Genomic DNA, 20,227 nt, shown 5'->3' on the forward strand with positions numbered 1-20,227 from the left:
CAAATTCATGTCGATGGTATGCTCTTCCCGAATTGCGACAGGTTAAAACAATAACTGACAAAAAACTACTGCCATCATTGAAAAGGGTAAAGCGGAATCCGCTTTACCCTTTCTTTACCTCTGCCCCTAACTCCACTCCAAGTGCCACGATCGATTGATTGATTCTCCACACATAATAGAAATGGTGAATAAAGTCCACCTGGGACTTACGCCAGCTCGGAGCCTGAGTCTCGATTCTTTCCCGCTCCGGGCTTAAATCCCACATGACGGGAGCACTTCCCTGTTCTTTTAACAATTGCCGGAGCGTCTCGATGTTTTGAGAGATTTTTTCTTCCGTTTCTGAAAACGCACTGCTGAGCTCCTCTGAAACCGTTGCCGGCACCTTTCGATGGGAGGAAGCAAGCAGGTGCTTTGCGTAATAATTAATGGCCGTCACAACCGTGATCCAGCGCCCGACACCCGACCTCGTCAAAGATCCCGGTCTTTGCAGAAGGGATTGTGCCTCGTCCTTGATCGCCTGAAGCTTCTGATCCAGATCAAACGCCTGATCTGTCAACGCTTTGTCTTCAGGGACCATGAAGGTGTTAATATAGGAAGAAACATACCCCTCCAGATCCCCAAAGAAATCATCAAAGCTATCGGCGACTTTGTCTTTTGTTCTTTTTGGAAATACAAACGCTGAGACAATCAGGGCAATAATAGCTCCTGCAATCGTATCGATGACACGTGCCCCCATGAGCTGAATGCTGATTCCACCGAGGAGGAGGTCATACATAAAGGCGATGAGCATCGTAATGAATAGGCTCATCAATGTATACGAAACCGGGAACAGATAAAAGGCGAGGAACAGGACAGCAAACAGGAGAACAACCTCCAGCTGTGAATTTCCGGATACAAGGTTTGCGGCTCCGAATCCGATGATGGCGCCGATCACCGTTCCAATCGATCGTTGGAAAGCCTTCATATACGTTCTGCCTACCGTTTCAGTGCCAATTTGGACAATAAAGGTCGTAAGCAAGACCCAGTACGGCTGTGCAGGTGCGATCAGAACCCCGACGATGATCGCAAGCGTTCCCGCTACCAAGGCCTGTATCGCTTTACGAGTAGACGGTTTTAAACTCTTGTCCTCTTCAGACTCATCTTCCTTGTCTTCTTCCTCCGGTTCAGTATCACTCTCTACAGTCGATTCCTTGTACTCAGACACTTTCAGTGATTCCTGAATCGTAATGGCCGCTTCCAGGACATGATTCGCAATGGACTCGATCCGTCTCAGGAGATACACCCAGCCTTCAGGTTTCTCTTCTTGATTCAGAACCTCTGACAATAAGAGACGTAAGGCCTGGATGGCTTTTTCTGCCTCTTCAAGGGAGCGGGGATCATAATCCTGGGCCAGTACCTCGGCGTCACGGAGAGAACGGATAACCCATACGAGCAGGCGCCTGAGTTCCATGACCTCCAAAGCTTCCAGATCCTTCAGCTTTTTCAATGAATCTGTGAGAGTCTGTATGAGCATTTCAGTGTCAAAGACATATAACCGAAGTTGCGACGCTTCGATACCGGGCCACAGCTTCTTTAAATCATTTTCATTAATGTCACCCGCTACGCTTCTCGCATACTCATTCAGCCTTCTCACATTCTGGTCCAATTGCTTTCTCCGCTTACCGCTCGTATTCGGATCCTCTATCATCTTCATTAAAATGGTAAACGTCAAGTTGGATTGAATATGAAACGAACGCATACTCCTTCTTAACATGTGGACAGAATCCTTAAAAATGATGAAGTTATAAAGAAACGCGAACACGAGCCCAATGACGATCCCGAGGTAAAACCATTCAAGATGGGCCACATCCAGCTGTAAAATCGACGATATATAGATCGACATAAACCCTGCCATTCCCATGGAAAAATAGCGGATGGCAAAACGTGAAAAGTAAAAAGCGCTAAAAATGACCCCTACCAATAAAGCGTTCACCACGAGACTGTAATGGGCAAAGGCCGAACCCAGTGTGATCCCGGCGGCAACTGAAACACCAACCAGCAAGGTCGTGATCTTCTTTTTCCCCGTCGTATCATCCATGACGACAAAAATCCCGAGCATCCCCACCATACCCGACACAATGGCCGGGGTGATGGAAGGATGGTCGAACTGCTTCAATAAGAAAAGCATCGTAAACACAGCCGATATCAAGCTGATCGTAGCTTTACCCGCCTGCTGAAATCTTTTTCTGCCGGGATCGGAAGCAAGGATCCTCCCCAGCCATATATGTTGTCTATGTAAATGTTTCATCTCTCATCAAACCCTTATCTACGCACCGTTTTTCATTCTCTTTTATCGTACCCTTTCCAATAAAAAAGTAACCTGTACTGCAAGAAGCAGCAGGTTACTCACATTCGCTGGTGCACGAAGAGAACGGAATCTATTTGTATGATTATAAGGGTTTTGGGCGGGTGGGTAAAGGAAAGTGCTTTCTGCTAAGGCTGATTGGCACCCCTGACCAACAGATACGTTGCTTTTAATCCTTTTCCCAACCTTGCTTTATATAAGAGGATAATACTATTTATATAGGAAGACTCTTGATACTTTTTATTTAATTCCGTAAAAATGTCCTTCTTTCTAGGAAATAACCAATTACATAACTCTCTCACACTATGCTGAAATGTGTCATAGCTTAAGAATTGAAAGTCGATGAAATCCCAATAGCGAAACAGTCCACGTTTACGACCCATTATTTGTCTTTTTACAGGCAGTTTCAACATGTTCTCGAGCATTGGATACTCACCATATACAATGGAAAGAGTACGAACCATCCTCTTCAACGTCCCATCTTTTCTGGCTTGTTGAAATAATTGATGAAGATCTATTCGATCGTTCATGCCATAAATCAACTGAATGATATCAAGGTAATATCGCGGAGAATCCAGGTTATGTCTCCATCCATGCAGACAAATGAAATAAAATGTATGTTGATCAGACAATCTTTTAATGTAGGAATGATCTCCTAAAGACGTAGCATCTTTCCAGAAGGGAGCCATCTTTAAGTGTGAGGTCTTTTCCTTCACAATACACCAATGAATTTCTACTACAAGTGGCACAGGTGAACCCGGAATTCGTTTACTAAAGGAACAATGAAAATGGTCCGGGATCCATTCTTCCTCCTGTTCGAATCCCAAGGACTTTACTAGCTGTACCGTTTCTTCCATCGTTTCTTTCTTTATAAGAATATCAATATCAGATGTCCCTCTGGCAGCCAGGTGACCGAAATATTCCTGGGCAAAATATACTCCTTTGAGTGGAATGGCTTCTATCTTAGCTTTTTCGAGAAAGTTAAGGATTTTGTCTGTTTCACTTTTGATAAGGATATTTTTGAATAGTACCTCATCGTATTTTTGCTTTAGGCGTACTTGAAAGAATAAAGGTGTTTTTTCAAGGCTTCCCTTCTCCTTTAACAAGTGATAGATCTGGGGGGAGATGGAGTGGGATTCTATTTCGTCGATTGCCTGGTGGTAGTAAGAAGCCTTGTGAGGACGGCTTGCCTTTTTATCATATAGTGAATGAATGAGAGTTTTAATCATCATCTCTTCTTCCCTTCCTTTAGGCATTTAAAGCGACAATTTTCTCTTTCTTTTCAAAGAATTGGAGATCATGAAGGCGTTTATATAAACCTTCCTTATTCAGGAGCTCTTCATGACTGCCGATTTGTGTAACCTTTCCTTGATCCATCACAACAATGATATCCGCATGTTGAATGGTTGATAACCGATGAGCGATGACAATCGTAGTACGGTCTTTCATTAATGATTCCAAAGCTATTTTCACATAATATTCTGTTTCACTATCCAGAGCAGACGTAGCCTCATCAAGCAATAGAATCGGGGCATCTTTTAATATAGCCCTGGCAATGGCCATTCTCTGTTTTTGTCCACCTGATAGCTTTATTCCTCTTTCTCCTATTTCTGTTTCGAAACCGTCAGGAAGGGATGCGATAAAATCATAAATTTCCGCCTTTTTCGTCGCCGTTATAATTTGCTCGTCTGAAAGATTAGGTAAAGCCAATCGTAAGTTTTCTTTAATGGTGCCCGCAAACAGGAAAGTTTCCTGTGGCACATTAGCGATAGAGCTTCTTAATTGAGATAACGTGAACTCATCAGTCTGCTTACCCCCTATATATATCTTTCCTTTTTGAGGAAGGTAAAACCCTTGTAATAGGTTCAGGAGTGTACTCTTTCCTGCACCACTTGGTCCAACGATGGCTACCATTTTCCCAGACGGTATGTGTAAACTGAATTCTTCAAATACCCGGTTATTTTCATCGTAACCAAATGACACTTCACTAAAGCAGATGGAAGTTGGTTCATCATTTAGGGATGAGTAAGCAGAAAGAGTGTTAGACTCTGTGGGCGATTCCAATACATCAACAACCCTTTCCAAGGCAGAAACGGACCATTGAAATCCAGCCCATTGTCCGGCAAGGCCTGTTAAAGGGTTAACGAGATGATTCACTAAGCTAACAAAGGTTAACAAAGAACCTACTGTAATGATGTTTTGTGTCACATAGTAGGCACCCAAACACAAACTAACTAGATACGTTATGGAGGTGACTATCTGTCCCCCTGAATTGAACCAGCCACTTAATTTAGCATTCGCTAATTCCAAATCATAGAGTTTCTGGTTTTGAGAGGCGTATTTATTATATATAAGCTTTTCCATTGTAAAAGAACGGATCACTTGAAAGCCTTGTAATGATTCAGTTAATAAGCTGTTGATTTTTCCATACATGTCATGAATCATCCGACTGTTATTTCGTAACAACAGACCAAAAAAAGCACCTGCAACGACTGCTAAAGGAGCAATTGAAACACTTAATAAAGAAAGCTTCCAGTTAATATTTAATAAATAAATGAATACTGAAACATATATAAGAGGAAGTCTTATTAAGTCGATTAAACTGCTTCCCACCACCCCATCGACGCTATTAATATCGTTTGTAAAGTGGGACATGATCTCCCCCGATCGTTGAGAGGTGACTCTTCCCAAAGGAAGACGTAACATATGGTGAAACAAATGATTTTTTAAGTCCTTTTTTAGCCCATTGGTCGTAACCGTCTCAATCAAGATGGAAGCGAAGTTTGACACGATACTAAGTACGACCAGGGAGACCCCAATAGGTACCAGTCTTCTCAATTCATTAAAATCACTTCGAACAGCTGCATCTGTCATATTCCCAAAAAACCAGGCAAACGCAATGGTCAAGAAAATATCTGTAAATAGAAGTAGCAGCATTCCTGCATAGGCTTTCCGTTGACGATAAAGAAATGGCTTAAGCAGGGTGAACGTCCTCTTCATGTCACTGAAATTGAGATATAATTTAATTAATGCTATTAATTGACCGATTCTCTTTTTCATATTTACACTCCAGATTGGGTTAAATTCTAACCGTATCCCTACTGTTAAGATAACTTCTCAACCATTGAGATAAATAAGGCAACGAAAGGATTGCTTTACTCCATAAAATACAACGTACGCTCCCTGCTGAAATCCTTTTACTCCTTCTCTTTATGTAGATGAGCTTCCCGATAACCTGTTGATCCCTTATAGGCTCGTCAAACCCTAGATTTGTATCTCCTTTAAACATATAAAATGTATCATCGTTGATTGTCTGTTTCTTCACAAAGCGATGTGTAACCAATTTCCCCTGCACAGTATGGTACAAAGCCGTATCCCCTTTTTGCAGCTCTGCCGGTGAACACGTCACAAACGTACATACATCCCTATCTTGAATATATGGAAACATACTGGTACCCTGTGCAGGCAAGTCGATCCATTTATGCTTCTTCATCACATTGGAAATTAAATGAATCGCTTCTTGATTAGCCAGCATATGTTACTAGTCCATAGTGATGAAGATCTCTTAAAAACTGATCAATGTCCTGCTTAAATGATTCTATATCTTCTACTATCTTGAAATGATGCTTTACTTCTTCCGCAATCGAATCAACGGTCTGAACATCATCAAGCAGCCCCCAACAAAATCCTCCCACTTCATTGACCTTGGTGGCAGTAAACTGATCTGTATTTAAAATGACCCATTCATCATCGAATCGGGAAGCCTCATAATCCTTGGTTTTCACAAATTTAGTCATCATGATATCAACTCCCAAAATTTATTGTTCTTTTGGAACTTAAGATTATATACAGGTACCTGGTTAACAATCATTTTTAACATCTTCATAATCCTTGTAACTTCCTCACCATTTCGTTTCCAATAGAAAACTTTATCAATAAGTTGGATATACGCTTCAGATTTCATTAATTGTAGGCGTTCAATTTGCGTAGATTGGAATAGTAATTGAATACTGATCAAAGGGACAGGTGATTGATCACCTCTGCCTTCCTGCTCACTACGGAATGGAGAATCATAGATTATGACCGCGTCTTTGCTCACTTTCACAAGAGTGGCTTCATCTGAAAGCAGTGGTCTAGGTGAGGACAATTTCGCAGCTGTTGATTTGCCAGCTCCAGAATGACCGGCGAATAGATGTGCCTTATGATCATCTATAACACAGGACGAATGGATTAATAATCCCCAGTTATGGTGGAGAATAAAAGCACTATAAATATTCATGAGTGCATGTTTTAGGGCTAGCTCATCATGGGCGAAGATTTCGGCTTTTGTAAAATCCCTGTCCACTTTAATGAGGTAATCTGGTCTTTCATACTGAATACTTTGAGCGTGTTCAGTGATGGACACTTGGTAATGAACGAAGCGGATTCCATAGCCAGATGATATTGCTACGATCAAATCCGGATTTTTTTTATTATTAGATAAGATGGAGAAGTTTTTTGAAAAGAAATTTAATAACTGATATGAATCGAAGGATACGTTGATAATGTGCTCACCAATTTCAACTTGCAAGCTGTTCATGAGATTCTCCTCTTGGTTCTATTATGGATAGAGATCAACTCACTGATTTCTATCCATAATTAAATTTATTTATCTATTTCTTTCCTTTTCCTTTGCCATTTCCTCCACCATTTCCATGATGTGGGCCTGTGTATGGATCATTAGGGTAATTCACTCCACCGTTACCCGTTCCCGGATGATTTAAGTTTCCTTTTCCTTTATTCCAACTCTGTGCCGTTTCAAATACTATTTGTTGGTGTGATAATACTTCAGGTTTATTATTTGTTTTATACTGCCTTGTTTCATGTGACATTTCTTTCACCTCTCTTGTGATTGAATGATTTTACTATATCGAACAGGTAATTATTTTTGTTAGCCACGAAGATCTATTTACCTATTACTTTTATCATTATATTACATCTTTTGTTCTTTTTAAAGAACAAATCATTCGACAATCACCCATATAAATTATTTTTTTATTCAAAAAACCTCATTATTTGTCGAACAGAATAACTTTATTAAGAACAACCCTCAGCATAGAATATAAATATAGTACTTTTGATACACTTTTTCACAAACCAATTTCTACTATAGACGGAGGCGATGTTTTGAAGAAAGAGGAGATGCATGTTCCAAAGATTCTCGACCATCAGACGATCTCATTTGAAACCACCATTAGTGGAGGTGGTGGTGGAGGCGGAGACGATGGAAAGGTTTGCTGTTGCTGGCCACCATTCTATATCTGCAAACTACATAGAAAACATAAGCCATGGAAACCGCCTGGCCATTGCTTCATTACAGACTCCTGTGTGAAAGCCAACCACCTGCCGGATGATTGCGAAGAACTAACCATTATAAGGAATTTTAGAGATTCCATATTGGTCCAAACGGTTGAAGGAAGAAAATTAGTCGGAAGATATTATGAATATGCCCCAATCATTTCTGAGCGCATTAAATCAGAAGAAAACTCGTTAGAAATCTATCAAAACCTTTATCAAAACTTAGTATTAAAATGCGTGGATTTCATTAACAAAGGACAACCAAAAGAAGCAGAATTGACCTATCGAAAAGTTGTTGAAGAGTTAGAAGTGAAATACCTATAATGTGAAGGTTCATCTATTTTTAGATGGGCTGTTTTATTTCTCCCCACCAAAAAAGACCCCATAAAAGCAATGACTACAGTCAGTTGCTTTTATGGGATCGCCTTCATCTGTTTTTCTAATAAGTTACTGAACATGCTCTTCTTCTCATTTGCCAATTGATTAAATCCGCCAGCTTGAACGACACGTCCTTTATCCAATACGATGACCTGATCCGCATTTCGGATGGTTGATAGGCGGTGTGCGATGACAATGATGGTCATTTTGCCTTTGAGTCGCTCAATTGCTTCTTGAATTTTGGCTTCGTTTTCGCTGTCGAGGGCGCTGGTGGCTTCATCTAGTATGAGTATCGATGGTTTTTTCAAGATTGCCCTAGCAAGTACGATTCTTTGTCTTTCTCCCCCGGATAAGCGTATGCCCCGGTCCCCAATTAGAGTATCTAACCCTTCTGGCAGGTTCATAACAAATTCAGCTGCTGATGAGAATTGTAGTGCTTCCCAGATATCTTCATCAGTGGCTTCCGGCTGAATCATTTGAAGATTTTCACGTATGCTTGCATTAAAGAGGAATGGATCTTGTGGTACATAGCTAATTGATTTTCTAAGAGACAGAAGGTTATTGGCGGTGAGTGGGATACCATCAATCAGTACTTCCCCTCTCTCAGGACGGTTCAGCCCCATGAGGATATCAATCAATGTGCTTTTTCCAGCTCCGGAAGGTCCTACGATTGCGGACATTTTGTTGACGGGAAAGGTTAGGTGAATATCCTTTAAAGCGAATAACGAGTTTTTCTTATGGTAACGAAATGCTATGTCCCTGCAACTGAGGCTCTTCACTATCTTTATTGGCTCATTATCGTCATATCTAGTTTCACCATTGAATTCTGTTGCTTCTACACATTCTTTATGAAGATCATTAATCGATATAAACGCTGGTAAAGTTGATGCAATTTTTTCAATATTTGTTTGTATGCTCGTAAATCTTGGCCACAAACGCGAAAAAATAAGAATGACCAATAGTAGTTGTTCTTTCTGAATCGTAAAAAACGTTAATGAAACATATAAAAAGATCACAATCAAGCACGCTGAAGAGATCTTATAAAATAATTGAGAAGAGGTGGTTAACTTAATATAATTTATTTGCTCATCACTCATTTTCGCGGTTAATCCCTGTATCCAGCGTAAATGAGTTTCTTCTAATAAATTACTTTTGACTTCTTTAATTCCATTAAATTGGTCGGTGACTCCAGATAAATACTCCTGAGCATTCAGCGATGTTTGTGAACCAATTTTTTTTGATCGGATAATGAATTTTTTTGAAAAGAAACTAAGAATGAGACCAAACACTACTACCATGAATGTCATTTCTGCTGACAACCAAAAAGCTAAACCAATTTGTATTACCGTAAAGATAAAGTTTGACGTTAGCTGAAGAACTAAGTTAACTCCTCCAATTACACGAGCTAGCTCTGTAGTTAAAGAATTAATTAGATCGGACTTTTTCTTCCTTAAGAAAAAACTCCAGTTTGAATGAAGAATTGATTTATATAAATCAATTCTAATTTGCCTACCAAACTTTTCTTGAATTTTAACATTTTGTATAGAAACTTTTCTGTGTAACAAATGCTGTCCAGCCATTATCAGGAGGAATCCTGTAAGTATAATGATAAGTAACATAGAAGGAGGTAACAAAGAAGTGAATTGAGAGAATAGTTGGTTAGATTCTACGATAGAATTCATTTCTAATAAACCGCTTATCTCTAATAAAGGAATAAGTAATAAGATACCTACCCCTTCCAACAGACTGATGATCACCATACCTATCAGATTGATATATAATATTTTCCCAGATATAGATCGTAATTTATTTAGGTAATACCAAACCGAACTCATATTTCCCCCTCCTATTGCAACGCATTTTTCCTTGTTCTTCTCCAAACTGATAAGAATGGTCGTAATGGAAAGTATAAAAAGTGTAGTTTTTTTGGGAGGTACAATGTGTGTAAGTCTTCTGGATAGGGATGTAAAAGACTTAAATAAAACCATACCTTTTGTTGAAATGGTTTAATTAAAAATAAATATTTCTTATGGTACTCAGCAATCTCAACGGAAAGAGATGGTGAGTGAAGGTTCACCTTATTCTCCAAATAATAAAGTGTTTGCTGGGCTAAACGGAAAGTTTGTTTATTCACAAAAATCCTTTCGTCTCCCAAATGAGTAGTTGTATTAAATAGCTCAGTGCATAAAAGCAGAGTTTTTTTGTATATATGAGTACATTGATAGTCACTTAATATTCCATCGAGATCTTCCCACTCGATATCTTGTTGTAAGAGTAAACGAACGTCTTCTAACCACCTAAGCCTGGACCATCCATGCCTAGCTCCATGAGTAAGTAAAAAGCAAAGTAGATGTTCTCTGCCTAAATACGCAAGGGAACTATGGCTGTTGATGGGCTTTTCTCTTCTTGAGGACCATAATTCGTTAAAACTTGGTTCCTTACTAGGTCCTGGATTAAGCCTCCAATGAATTTCAACTTTCACTTTATTCTCTGGATGATAGTAAGTGACATGGTGGTGTCTCCATTTCCAGTCACTCAAAACTGTAGTGATATAATCATCTTTTTTATATCCGTTATATTTAAGAAGGGCGTCAACTTCGTCAAGATAATCTATATGTATTAGAACATCCAGATCACTGCATGTTCTCAATGAAAGCCCCCCATAAATATCTGTGGCGAGAATAGGTCCTTTTAAGAACAAAGCTTTAATACTATTATCACTAAATAACTGGCTTACCTTCACCATCTCTCCACTTAAGTGAAGCATATGAAAGGTATTTTTTTGATAGAGTTGTTTCAGGAGCTCCATTACATGATGCGGAATTAAGGTGATTGGATATTCAACTAGCTTTATATACACCTGAGGATATACACGATGATGTTTAACAAGTTTAATAAATTCTTCCCAGTCTATTGAAGATGCACGGAATCGATTTTCCTGTAATGTATCATGTTTAAGAATATCTATAATCAATAGTAGTTCATTTGGTATTCCACTCAAATCAAGCCTCTGTTTGGGAGTCATTTTTTTCACCTTTACCATTTATTTTCTTAGTGAATTTTCCAACTACCGTGAACTTCTCCATCCCCTCTGCTCCAGAAATATACAAAGATCCGCTGCGTAACCATGCATGCGCAATTAATTTATCTTCTTCTCTACCAGTCCCCAGATAAAGGGTGGATTCAATACCTCTACTCCTTAACATTTTCATCCCGGCAATCGCTTTGACTAAGCATTGACTTTCCCAAAAAGTATATTTGCTCATAATCTCAATAGAGCTTTTAACGCTTTTTATTATTTCTATATCCTTTTCTTTAGGGAGATAGGTAGATTCAGTCATAAATTCACCAAGTGAAGGAGCTATCTTTGAAAAAGGAAAATACTTTAAAACTCTTGCCCACCCTAATAACAAATATGCCTCAAGTAGCATTACTCGCTCTCTATGATTTAATGAAATAAATGCTGTCATCTTTTTCAATGTAATCACCTAATATGCTTCAGTCATATTTAACCACTTCGATTAACTGTTCAGTCAGAAGATCTTCTAAAAATAAAAGTACCTGCTCTCTACATGTTTCTTCCTCAATTTCATACGTTTCCATTAATGTACCTACTAAGGAATCAATGGAAATTGTACCATTAATCGACCTCCATATTTGTCCTCCAATTTCTCCAAAGTTATAATACTTACCATTATGAATACTTAACATCACCATTTCTCCGTTCATATTGCTTACAATATTTCCTTTTCTTTGTTGAATATGATTAGTCGGAGTTAACTTTTTGTGCTTAATCATTTAAGTTCTCCCTTCTTCAAATAATGTTAATACATGATGAACCAATTGTTCTGGAGTCATTCCTTGTAAGGGTCTTTTCAGTTGATGTATCTGTATTTGATTGGCTATTTCGGTTGAATGGTGAAAGTGCCAATCTAATAAACTTAATCTTTGAACCAGGAAATTACGAAATGTGTGTTTAAATAATGTATGTACCTTATTTAAGTTGCTCAGTTGGCAAACTTCCATATGTTCTTCTTCTGTTTTAATTAATTCAATTATTCCTGCGAGAGGTTTAGGTTCAGAATGAAAATTCTCCTCTACAGGAACCGCATATTTGTTTTCTCGATCAAACAATGGTTTAAATTGTTGAGAATCAAATCCAAACACATCTAGGCTATCCTGCCATAATTTCTGTTGCGGGTAGGACGGATTAACGAATGGAATGTTCTTTTCAGAAAGAGAAACAGCTATCACATCATCACTTAAAAACTTATACCCTGATTTAATAAACGCTGTAGTTAAAGTTGATTTACCCACTCCGGAATCCCCTACGATCCCATATGCTCTTCCATCAATCACGATGGCACTCCCATGTAATGGGATCATCCCCCTCTGTAGTAAAATAACTCCCATACAAGTTCCCAACAGATAAAGTCTTGTTTTATTTTCATCCCATTCAGATAATGGTGATACGATAACTCTTTTTCCTTCTTGAATTGAAAAGATCGCCAGGTTCTTTACCTTAAACACTACCATTTCTTCTACAACTACAATCTTCCCTTCTATTCCCTTTTGATTCCAACATTCTGTTAGATCTTCTAATACAATTTTGACATTGACGTCATTTAACATAATTGACGCAATTGGAACCTCGGGTAATCTTATTTCACTGGATATGTGTAATCCAAAGGCATTATAAATTGTATTATTTATCGTACTAATCATTTTTTTCACTCCAAAGGTATATTTAGTAAAAGCCCTTATATTTCAAATACTGATATAAGGGCCAAAGATTAATACAAATAATAATTAGCTGTAATGTACAACTTCATCTACATCCGGCTGTACTCCATCTGGAGTTCTGATTCCTGGTCCAGCCATTGTCATATTCACATCTAGAACTTCTAAAACTGGTTTCTCCCACGCTTTTTTCATTTTCCCACCCCCTTTCAAGATACCTTCTTCATAAATCGATAAAAAATTAAACTGCGCATCAATAGTCTAAAATCTAAATCATAAATTTGTTCTGCCCTTGGTTCGTGTTTATACGTGTCAATCGCACTCTTTATCGCCGGAATATTCATTACATCAGCTACCAAAGAGTCTTTAGTTAATTCCTCAAGTTCTTGTATAAACTCCCTCCAGACTGGCATCATTCTGTGTATACCATCGGCACCTTGAACCCCTCTGGTACGCTGGTTGAGTCTAATGCTATCCGGTAAAATACCCTTTGTGGATCTCCTAATAAGCGATCTACTAAATCCATTTTGTACATATTGCTCCTCTGGAACGGATAAACAAAAGTTCACTACCCTTAAGTCGTTTGTAGGGTCCCGATCCCATACAGCGTGATGGATGGATAATTTAGAACTATAGGTACCCGTTATATTCCAATAAAAAAGTTGTTCAAATTGCTTTTTCTTTATTTCATATGAATCGGTTAGAGTACCTGTTAAATCTATCTCATGCTGTTGTAACGTTTCATATACCCTTGTTTTCTTAGCAAAGTCTGAATCGATCATTGAGGGTAATAATTCCTGCTTTTTATACTTATTAATAGTTGAATACATCTTTTTTGAAACTACAGACAGTACTCTGGATTTAGGAACACCAACATTTGCACTATACTCTGATATTTCTTTGTAAAAACGAAGAAATTTAAATTTCCTCATTAAATTTGCTTGGTAATCAATCGCAGGTCCCCAAGAAACTGTCCAATTTCCCCTTTGCCCATTCAGTAGAATTCTGATTCCTTGTTCTTGAGCTTTTTCAAACATTCCTCTAAGCCAGAATGTATTTTCAAAGTACTTGTAGGGCATCTCAAGAGCATCTAACCAGCCATCTATTTCGCTAAGAGGGCTTTTTTCTTCGAAGGTAAAATAATGATCTTTGATGTTTCCATTAAAATTTACGGTTGATTGGATGAGAGGTCTTTCATTTGCAACTCGGCTTTTCGGTGTCCAATCGATAAATCCTTCAATAGGAATATAGCTAAAGGTATGTAACTTCTCTTTTTTTTCTTCCTTAAGAGAATTTGCAGCTAAACATGCCACTGAGCCTGAATCCAAACCTCCACTTAAGTGTGCGCCAATTGAATAGTTTGAACGTAACCTTGAATGAATAGCTTCATTAAAAACTTCTAAAAATGCTTCTTCGTATTCTTCATTGGATTTCAGATTCAGCTTATCTTTTGCTATAAGAGTTGAATATCGATTTAGTCTCAATTCCCCATCGCACAAGGTAATGGAGTGAGAAGGTGGAATTTGTTTAATTTTTTTATATACAGTGCTTCCAGTATCAACGGTTTCAAAATTCCATGGAATGGCCAGAAACTCTGCCGTCCATTGTTCACTAATTTCATTTTCCACATAGGGAAGCTTAAGCAACGGCTTCATTAATGAGCAAAAGGCTATCTTATTGGAATCACTATAATAATAGAGCGTACGGGCTCCTGAAAAATCTCTTGCTCCAAATAACTTTTGTCTCTTTTCATCCCAAATCACAAATGCAAAATCCCCAACCAAATACTGCGGACAATCTTCTTGCCACTTATAATACGATAGTAAAATTAGTTTACTGTCTGAGATCTCTTTTCTATTACTCTTGCTTATATTCAATTTATTAAAAAGCTCTTCTCTATTGTCGATTATGGCGTCTGCTGTAATTACCAGTTGCCTTTCAGAATCATATAAAGGGTTTTTTTCCCCAACTGATTCAGGGGTAATCCATTGAGAATGGCACCCGAAAAACACGTTATCCTTTTGAAGAATCTGTATATCATCAGCCGGGTATTTGTTTAAGGCATTCATCATTGTGGATATGTGGTCATAAGATATCGGCTCTTGATTAATGTTGTAACTTCCAGCAATTGCACTCATGAAAACCCTCCCCCATTTTCACTAAATTCTTAATAACGAACATACAATCAATACTAATTTAATAAGGAAACGTTTTTTCCCTTGCTTTCATTCTTTTTCTGTAATGTAAATATCTAAATAGCCACCACATTATAAGAATTCCAATTAAATTCTTAATAAGGTCACCTACTGAAAAGGTGCGGAATGGAACAAATAACTGATGTAACTCGTCAGTAACTGAATATAAAAAAGAAAGGATGATTGCAGTGATTTCTTTACGGTGGTTGAGGTTGCCAAAAGACAGCTGAAAAGAAGTAATGAGTACATATAATATGCCAAATTCTATTAAGTGAAGTGATTCCAGTATAAGGCCCGCTAATAAAATAATACGTGGAGCAAGAGTGAGACCACTGTAATAGATGATTTCAGGATTAAAGTGACTTGATTGGTACCAAATGAGCGTCATGTAGCCTATAGTGAGTAATCCTAACACAATTTTCTTTAGAAAAAGGGTCAAATTGTACTCATCCCCCCAAACTGGTTATAAATACCTAATTTGTACTATATAAAGAACAATACTACAATTTTATAAAGAACGCAAGTGATAATAAAGTATTCAAGAGATTTTTGAAGCAATATTTATCAAAATTCTTTTTACCATGGCTTAGATGGTTGTCGATCATTTCTTATTTGCCTTCAATAACATCTCGAGGTATAAAAAAGACAACCTTCAAAAAATATATTTGATTTAAATATTTTCGGTATTAATAACAAGTTATCTTTTATAAAGATTGGAACATACAGAGGAAGGAAAGGATACCGGAAAAAATAAGCAGTAACTAAATCTATTTTCTTTTCTAATTCAACTCCTCACTTTAAATTTTATTATTTGTCCGCTACTTACAACTCTATTAATATTACATACAGCAACAAATTCACAAAGTCTTTACCCCTTCCCCCCCAACTCGATTCTAAACCCAAAAGCGGAACGTTTATTACTTCAATAGTCTATTTCATGCACTGACTTTTTTTCTATGTTGGCTCCTTATCATAATTCTTTTGCAAATATTCCTTGATGTGCTTACCCCCACATTTACTAGATAACTAAATTCTTGTGTCCTAAAAAATAGAGCGGTAAATATTATATTAGGTACCAATAAGCAAGTAATAACTTTCAGTATGAAGTTTAAATCACCCTGGGGAAGGATGTATTTACAAAGAGATTCGGTAATAAGGCATGTGGCTAGACCAACTACGAAATAACAGAAATAAATCCTCAAATATTTAGAGAAATGCATCTGGAACACTTTTCGGTATACTAGCAACGGAGTCAGCCATAATGGCACAGAAATAACACTAATTAATGTTCCTAGAAAAACACCTGTAATCCCGATAAACTTTACTAAAATCAGAGATGCACCTAAATTTATCGCAGCTTGAATTAAGGGAGCAAAGCGATCTTCATGATATATTCCTGCTGTATTTTTAACCATAGTAATGGAGTTTCTCATTCCGCGTTCGAAAAATATCAATAGCAAAATAATTAGTATAGTTTTATTCATTAGAAACTCTTTACCAATCCAGAGCGTAATAAATGGCTCAATAACCACATACAGAAAAATAGACGAAAATGAATACAGCCAAAAATTTGAGAACATAGAAACCTTGAAAATACTATAAACCTTTTCTTTATTTTCTGTAGCTACTAAATTCCCTACACTATGATGAATATTATTTGAAATTTGATAAGAAAAATTACGACATATTTCGATCAACATACTATAGTTTGAATAAAGGCCAACTGCCGCTACACCAACAAAAGAAGAAATAATGATGTTATCTGTACTTAAAACTAAAAAAACACCCACATTCTGCAGGATAATCGCTTTTATATTTTTTATTATTCCTTTTTTTGTTGCAGCGTCCAGTTTAATTGCTTCAATATTTTTTAAAAATGGATACCTTTTATCCACTAACCCTGCTAAAAGGATTGAAGTACTTATGGTAATGACGCTTTCTACTATGAGAAATAATATAAAGTTTTTAGTATAGTAAAGTATTCCGATTTTTAAGCACATAGTAATGATTGATGATGCCGAATATATTAAAGTAACAATATAGTTTTTTTGATTAACATTCAGAAATGAAATCTTATACTGAAACAAGTAAGGGGCTACTGTATTCAGTAAGAATATAAAGTAAATAATGTTGATTTGACCTACACTCGAGTCTTTTAAAAATAGGGGAAGAAACGGGAATAATAGTAGACCCAGAATTAGAATTACCACTGCAATTGCAAGATACGCATGTTTATATAGCCTCATAAGAGCGTTTATCCTGCCAATATTATGATCAGCTACAGGTTTATATAAACTGTAAATAATACTAGAACCAATTCCCGCTTCAGCCAGAGAAAGCATAGCAAAGATATTAGTGAATAGACCTTGGATACCTAAGTATTCGATTCCTAAAGCACTGATAAATATGGTCCTTGATATGAAGCTTAATGAAGTGATGATCAGTTGATTTGCTAGTCCTGCAGTAATATTAAAAATAGAATGTTTGGTTCTCATAACTATCCCCTTAATTCATAATGCAATATTAAGAAAGCCTCCAAACAGAATTCAAACAATTTTGGAATTTTTTCATTTTATTAAAAGTAGGGTTGCGCTTTATATTCATTCTTACGCACTCATTCATGTTATGAAGTTAATTTTAGTTTATTGAGTAACCTATTGTAAGAATTAATATTTCTTATGCAAAACCCCTGGGTAAATGGAAGAACCTCATAAGAATTGGAATAAACACCAATATCTTTAGTATCTCCTTGTGAAAACTCTACTGCCCCATCTCTTCTGGTCACACTCATTAAGTATTGTATAGCTTTCTCAGAACTTCGATAACTCCTCTCACCTATTTCATTTATTTCAGACGCGTTTATGAGTAGCCAAGCTAGCATAGCAGTTGTTGATGAGTCTGCTCTTGCTTCATTACGAGTGATCGTCCAATTCCAACTGCCATTTTCTTGTTGGAAGTTCATTGCTGCTATAGCAACTTTCTTTACACTCTCTTCTAAAGTGGATTTGTATTTATGACTAATCGGTAAATCTAACCACGAGTCAACTACTCCAATAGCAAACCATCCTAACCCTCTTCCCCACCCGATTAATCCCAAGGGCAATTTTTTTTCCACCTTATATACGTGGGATGGGATATGAAAGCCATTTAACATACCATTTTGCTCATACTCTTTAATCTGCTTTATTGCTAACTCAATACTTTCCTCACTGTTAAAATAGACTCCATAATTTATCAAAAAGGGACATATAAAACCTATTGTATCTACATACCTGTAGTTCATCATAGATTTTCTATATCCCACTGTACCATCATTTCCAATATGTTGTTTGATTAATTCCCAAGTGTAATCTAATGCTGGTTTATATTTTTCAACCTCGATAAATGGCAATTTAAATATTGAATAAGCTAATATTGCGCAATCAATATGTTCAGGCTTTTGAGCCCATTGCCCATCACTAGTAAACTTAGAGTTTAAATATATTGTTATTTTATCCTTAATCTTAGAATCTTCTTGAGATTTAATGTATTCTGCTAAACCCAGTAAAAGAGATGCTTCTTGCCAATGCTGGATTGCACTTTTTGTGTAATTTCCTTTTAAAATGTCTATTACAACTAACCTTGAGTTATCCGTGACTTTAATTTTCGGAGTATGATTTATCCAAACAGTTGCTTTATTAATTATTGATTTGTTCCACGATTGTTGATCTTGATATCTCCCTATATGAATTCTTAATACCCACCTTTTAATAATAGGATACAGATCAAATGTAACAACTAACAATAGGACAAATACGATAACAATAATTGCGGTTTCACGAATCATTTTATCTACCCTTTCTCAGGTGATACCTTATTTTACATTACCAGATTCCTTATTCAGTTCGTTTAGCAACTCCTTTTTAATGAAGTTCCAACCTGCTGTCCACGTTTCATTATTAACTCTTGCGTTTTGTATTTTATTTGATGTTTATTATATAATCATCTATCCTTGTAAGAACTCTGACTTCATTATTCGTTTTATAATAACACCCAATACATTTTTTTGAAATTATAATAATTGATAAAATTTATTAATTTCACTTTCGTTACCCAGATCTTCTAATGCTAATGCTCTCCTAAATTTATTCCTTAGATCCCTATTCGATAACAACTCTATTACCCCTTCTGAAATTGAAGATGGATTCATTTTTACAATTAATCCATTTTCGTTATGAACTATTTGCTCTTTAGCTGTTTTAAAATTTGTTACAATAATGGGCTTTTGTAGTATTTTGGCTTCTTCGATAGCAATTGACTTACCTTCAAACCTAGATGGCTGGACATATATATCAGCTTGTTCCATATAAGAATAGGGATTTTCTTTTACTCCCATAAGAATAATGTGTTTTTCAAGTCCTTTTAATTGAATAAGGTTATTATAATAAGCATATTCACCTTCCCCAATTACATACCATATTATTTTTATACCTTTTGCAACTAATATTTCACATGCCTCTATTGCTAAATCAATTCCTTTTACCTCACACAGTCTAGCCACAGTCATAACCGTTAAATGATCTTGACTTTTTATTATTTCTTTCTTAGTTTTTGCAAGACTATTTATAACCTTAGGAGAAACGATATTATTAATAATTTGTATTTTATCTTTGATAGGAGAAAAATTGAGTTGTAAGGACTTCGCACATTCACTCGATACGGTAACAATATAGTTTAGTTTTTCAAAAAAAGGTTTATCAATCGTTTTATCCATTCCTGAGTTTGTATAGTTTGTATGAATCCATCCAATCTTATTTTTAGCCTTTACTTTTTCAACAATAAAATAAATAGGGGCCATTTCCAAATATGCAATAGCACTGTCATATTCTCTTTCGATTTCTCCCAATGCTTTAGAGACATACTTCCAAACTCTTTGATCTGATCGAAATGCATTCTTTTCAACCTTGTATATTATTCCTGTACAAATTCTTCCTAAAGCAATACTAAACTTCTTTTTTATTAAGCATTCAACTAATGCATTTTTTAATGACATATTGAAATATCTAAATTCATTTGGTTGTTCAAGAATGTTAACTTGTTCAGGTATCTTCCCCATAAACAATCCCTCATGTTTAAAGAGATATAAATCAACATTATACTTCGAGTAATCTATAGACTGTAACAAGGTAACTAATGACTTCTCTGCGCCTCCACAGTTCAAATTATTCATAATAAATAACAGATTTTTCTTCAT

The 20,227-nt window shown here is 36.6% G+C and carries 19 protein-coding genes; 1 reads left to right on the forward strand and 18 read right to left on the reverse strand.

Features of this window, described 5'->3' with window-relative positions; genetic code table 11:
- Positions 1 to 103: 103 nt before the first annotated feature.
- From N5C46_RS13465 to N5C46_RS13495, 7 genes are all read right to left on the reverse strand, one after another.
- On the reverse strand, positions 104 to 2,287 hold the full coding sequence (locus tag N5C46_RS13465) for an FUSC family protein (protein ID WP_261749059.1): 2,184 nt from the start codon (positions 2,285 to 2,287) through the stop codon (positions 104 to 106).
- Positions 2,288 to 2,472: 185 nt separating this feature from the next.
- Positions 2,473 to 3,576 (reverse strand): nucleotidyltransferase domain-containing protein, encoded by a 1,104-nt coding sequence (locus tag N5C46_RS13470; protein WP_261749060.1) that lies wholly within the window; start codon positions 3,574 to 3,576, stop codon positions 2,473 to 2,475.
- Positions 3,577 to 3,592: 16 nt separating this feature from the next.
- Positions 3,593 to 5,404, reverse strand: a complete 1,812-nt coding sequence (locus N5C46_RS13475; protein WP_261749061.1) for an ABC transporter ATP-binding protein — start codon at positions 5,402 to 5,404, stop codon at positions 3,593 to 3,595.
- A 19-nt stretch (positions 5,405 to 5,423) separates the two neighbouring features.
- Positions 5,424 to 5,879 carry a signal peptidase I gene (locus N5C46_RS13480; protein WP_261749062.1) on the reverse strand — a complete coding sequence of 152 codons (456 nt, stop codon included), beginning with the start codon at positions 5,877 to 5,879 and terminating at the stop codon, positions 5,424 to 5,426.
- Positions 5,869 to 6,144, reverse strand: a complete 276-nt coding sequence (locus tag N5C46_RS13485; RefSeq protein ID WP_051758543.1) for a PqqD family protein — start codon at positions 6,142 to 6,144, stop codon at positions 5,869 to 5,871. The genes N5C46_RS13480 and N5C46_RS13485 overlap by 11 nt, the downstream gene beginning before the upstream one ends.
- The gene (locus N5C46_RS13490) at positions 6,141 to 6,923 is read right to left on the reverse strand and encodes a hypothetical protein (RefSeq protein ID WP_261749063.1); all 783 of its coding nucleotides are present in this window, start codon (positions 6,921 to 6,923) and stop codon (positions 6,141 to 6,143) included. Before N5C46_RS13490 ends, N5C46_RS13485 begins: the two co-directional genes overlap by 4 nt.
- A gap of 73 nt (positions 6,924 to 6,996) precedes the next feature.
- Complete coding sequence (locus N5C46_RS13495) at positions 6,997 to 7,215, reverse strand: hypothetical protein (protein ID WP_034765892.1); 219 nt, start codon at positions 7,213 to 7,215, stop codon at positions 6,997 to 6,999.
- A 295-nt stretch (positions 7,216 to 7,510) separates the two neighbouring features.
- Here N5C46_RS13495 and N5C46_RS13500 point away from each other — a divergent pair, with 295 nt between their 5' ends.
- Complete coding sequence (locus N5C46_RS13500; RefSeq protein WP_261749064.1) at positions 7,511 to 8,005, forward strand: CFI-box-CTERM domain-containing protein; 495 nt, start codon at positions 7,511 to 7,513, stop codon at positions 8,003 to 8,005.
- 89 nt (positions 8,006 to 8,094) lie between these two features.
- Here the strand turns inward: N5C46_RS13500 and N5C46_RS13505 are convergent, their stop codons facing one another.
- From N5C46_RS13505 to N5C46_RS13550, 11 genes are all read right to left on the reverse strand, one after another.
- Positions 8,095 to 9,894, reverse strand: a complete 1,800-nt coding sequence (locus N5C46_RS13505) for an ABC transporter ATP-binding protein (protein ID WP_261749065.1) — start codon at positions 9,892 to 9,894, stop codon at positions 8,095 to 8,097.
- 11 nt (positions 9,895 to 9,905) lie between these two features.
- A complete protein-coding gene (locus N5C46_RS13510) occupies positions 9,906 to 11,084 on the reverse strand; it encodes a nucleotidyltransferase domain-containing protein (RefSeq protein WP_261749066.1) in 1,179 nt (392 codons plus the stop codon).
- Positions 11,062 to 11,529: a lasso peptide biosynthesis B2 protein gene (locus N5C46_RS13515; protein ID WP_420720460.1), complete on the reverse strand. Its 468-nt coding sequence runs from the start codon at positions 11,527 to 11,529 to the stop codon at positions 11,062 to 11,064. Before N5C46_RS13515 ends, N5C46_RS13510 begins: the two co-directional genes overlap by 23 nt.
- Before the next feature lie 28 nt (positions 11,530 to 11,557).
- Positions 11,558 to 11,857: a lasso peptide biosynthesis PqqD family chaperone gene (locus tag N5C46_RS13520; protein WP_261749068.1), complete on the reverse strand. Its 300-nt coding sequence runs from the start codon at positions 11,855 to 11,857 to the stop codon at positions 11,558 to 11,560.
- Positions 11,858 to 12,784 carry a phosphoenolpyruvate carboxykinase (ATP) gene (locus N5C46_RS13525; protein ID WP_261749069.1) on the reverse strand — a complete coding sequence of 309 codons (927 nt, stop codon included), beginning with the start codon at positions 12,782 to 12,784 and terminating at the stop codon, positions 11,858 to 11,860.
- An 84-nt stretch (positions 12,785 to 12,868) separates the two neighbouring features.
- Positions 12,869 to 12,994 (reverse strand): paeninodin family lasso peptide, encoded by a 126-nt coding sequence (locus tag N5C46_RS13530; RefSeq protein WP_261749070.1) that lies wholly within the window; start codon positions 12,992 to 12,994, stop codon positions 12,869 to 12,871.
- 14 nt (positions 12,995 to 13,008) lie between these two features.
- On the reverse strand, positions 13,009 to 14,937 hold the full coding sequence (locus tag N5C46_RS13535) for an asparagine synthase-related protein (protein ID WP_261749071.1): 1,929 nt from the start codon (positions 14,935 to 14,937) through the stop codon (positions 13,009 to 13,011).
- Between the two features lie 58 nt (positions 14,938 to 14,995).
- Positions 14,996 to 15,382: a VanZ family protein gene (locus N5C46_RS23325; RefSeq protein ID WP_420720461.1), complete on the reverse strand. Its 387-nt coding sequence runs from the start codon at positions 15,380 to 15,382 to the stop codon at positions 14,996 to 14,998.
- 547 nt (positions 15,383 to 15,929) lie between these two features.
- Positions 15,930 to 17,489 (reverse strand): lipopolysaccharide biosynthesis protein, encoded by a 1,560-nt coding sequence (locus N5C46_RS13540; RefSeq protein WP_261749072.1) that lies wholly within the window; start codon positions 17,487 to 17,489, stop codon positions 15,930 to 15,932.
- Between the two features lie 128 nt (positions 17,490 to 17,617).
- On the reverse strand, positions 17,618 to 18,820 hold the full coding sequence (locus tag N5C46_RS13545) for a glycoside hydrolase family 88 protein (protein ID WP_261749073.1): 1,203 nt from the start codon (positions 18,818 to 18,820) through the stop codon (positions 17,618 to 17,620).
- A 225-nt stretch (positions 18,821 to 19,045) separates the two neighbouring features.
- Positions 19,046 to 20,227 (reverse strand): glycosyltransferase, encoded by a 1,182-nt coding sequence (locus tag N5C46_RS13550; RefSeq protein WP_261749074.1) that lies wholly within the window; start codon positions 20,225 to 20,227, stop codon positions 19,046 to 19,048.

Source organism: Rossellomorea vietnamensis (genome assembly GCF_025398035.1).
Taxonomy (GTDB): domain Bacteria; phylum Bacillota; class Bacilli; order Bacillales; family Bacillaceae_B; genus Rossellomorea; species Rossellomorea vietnamensis_B.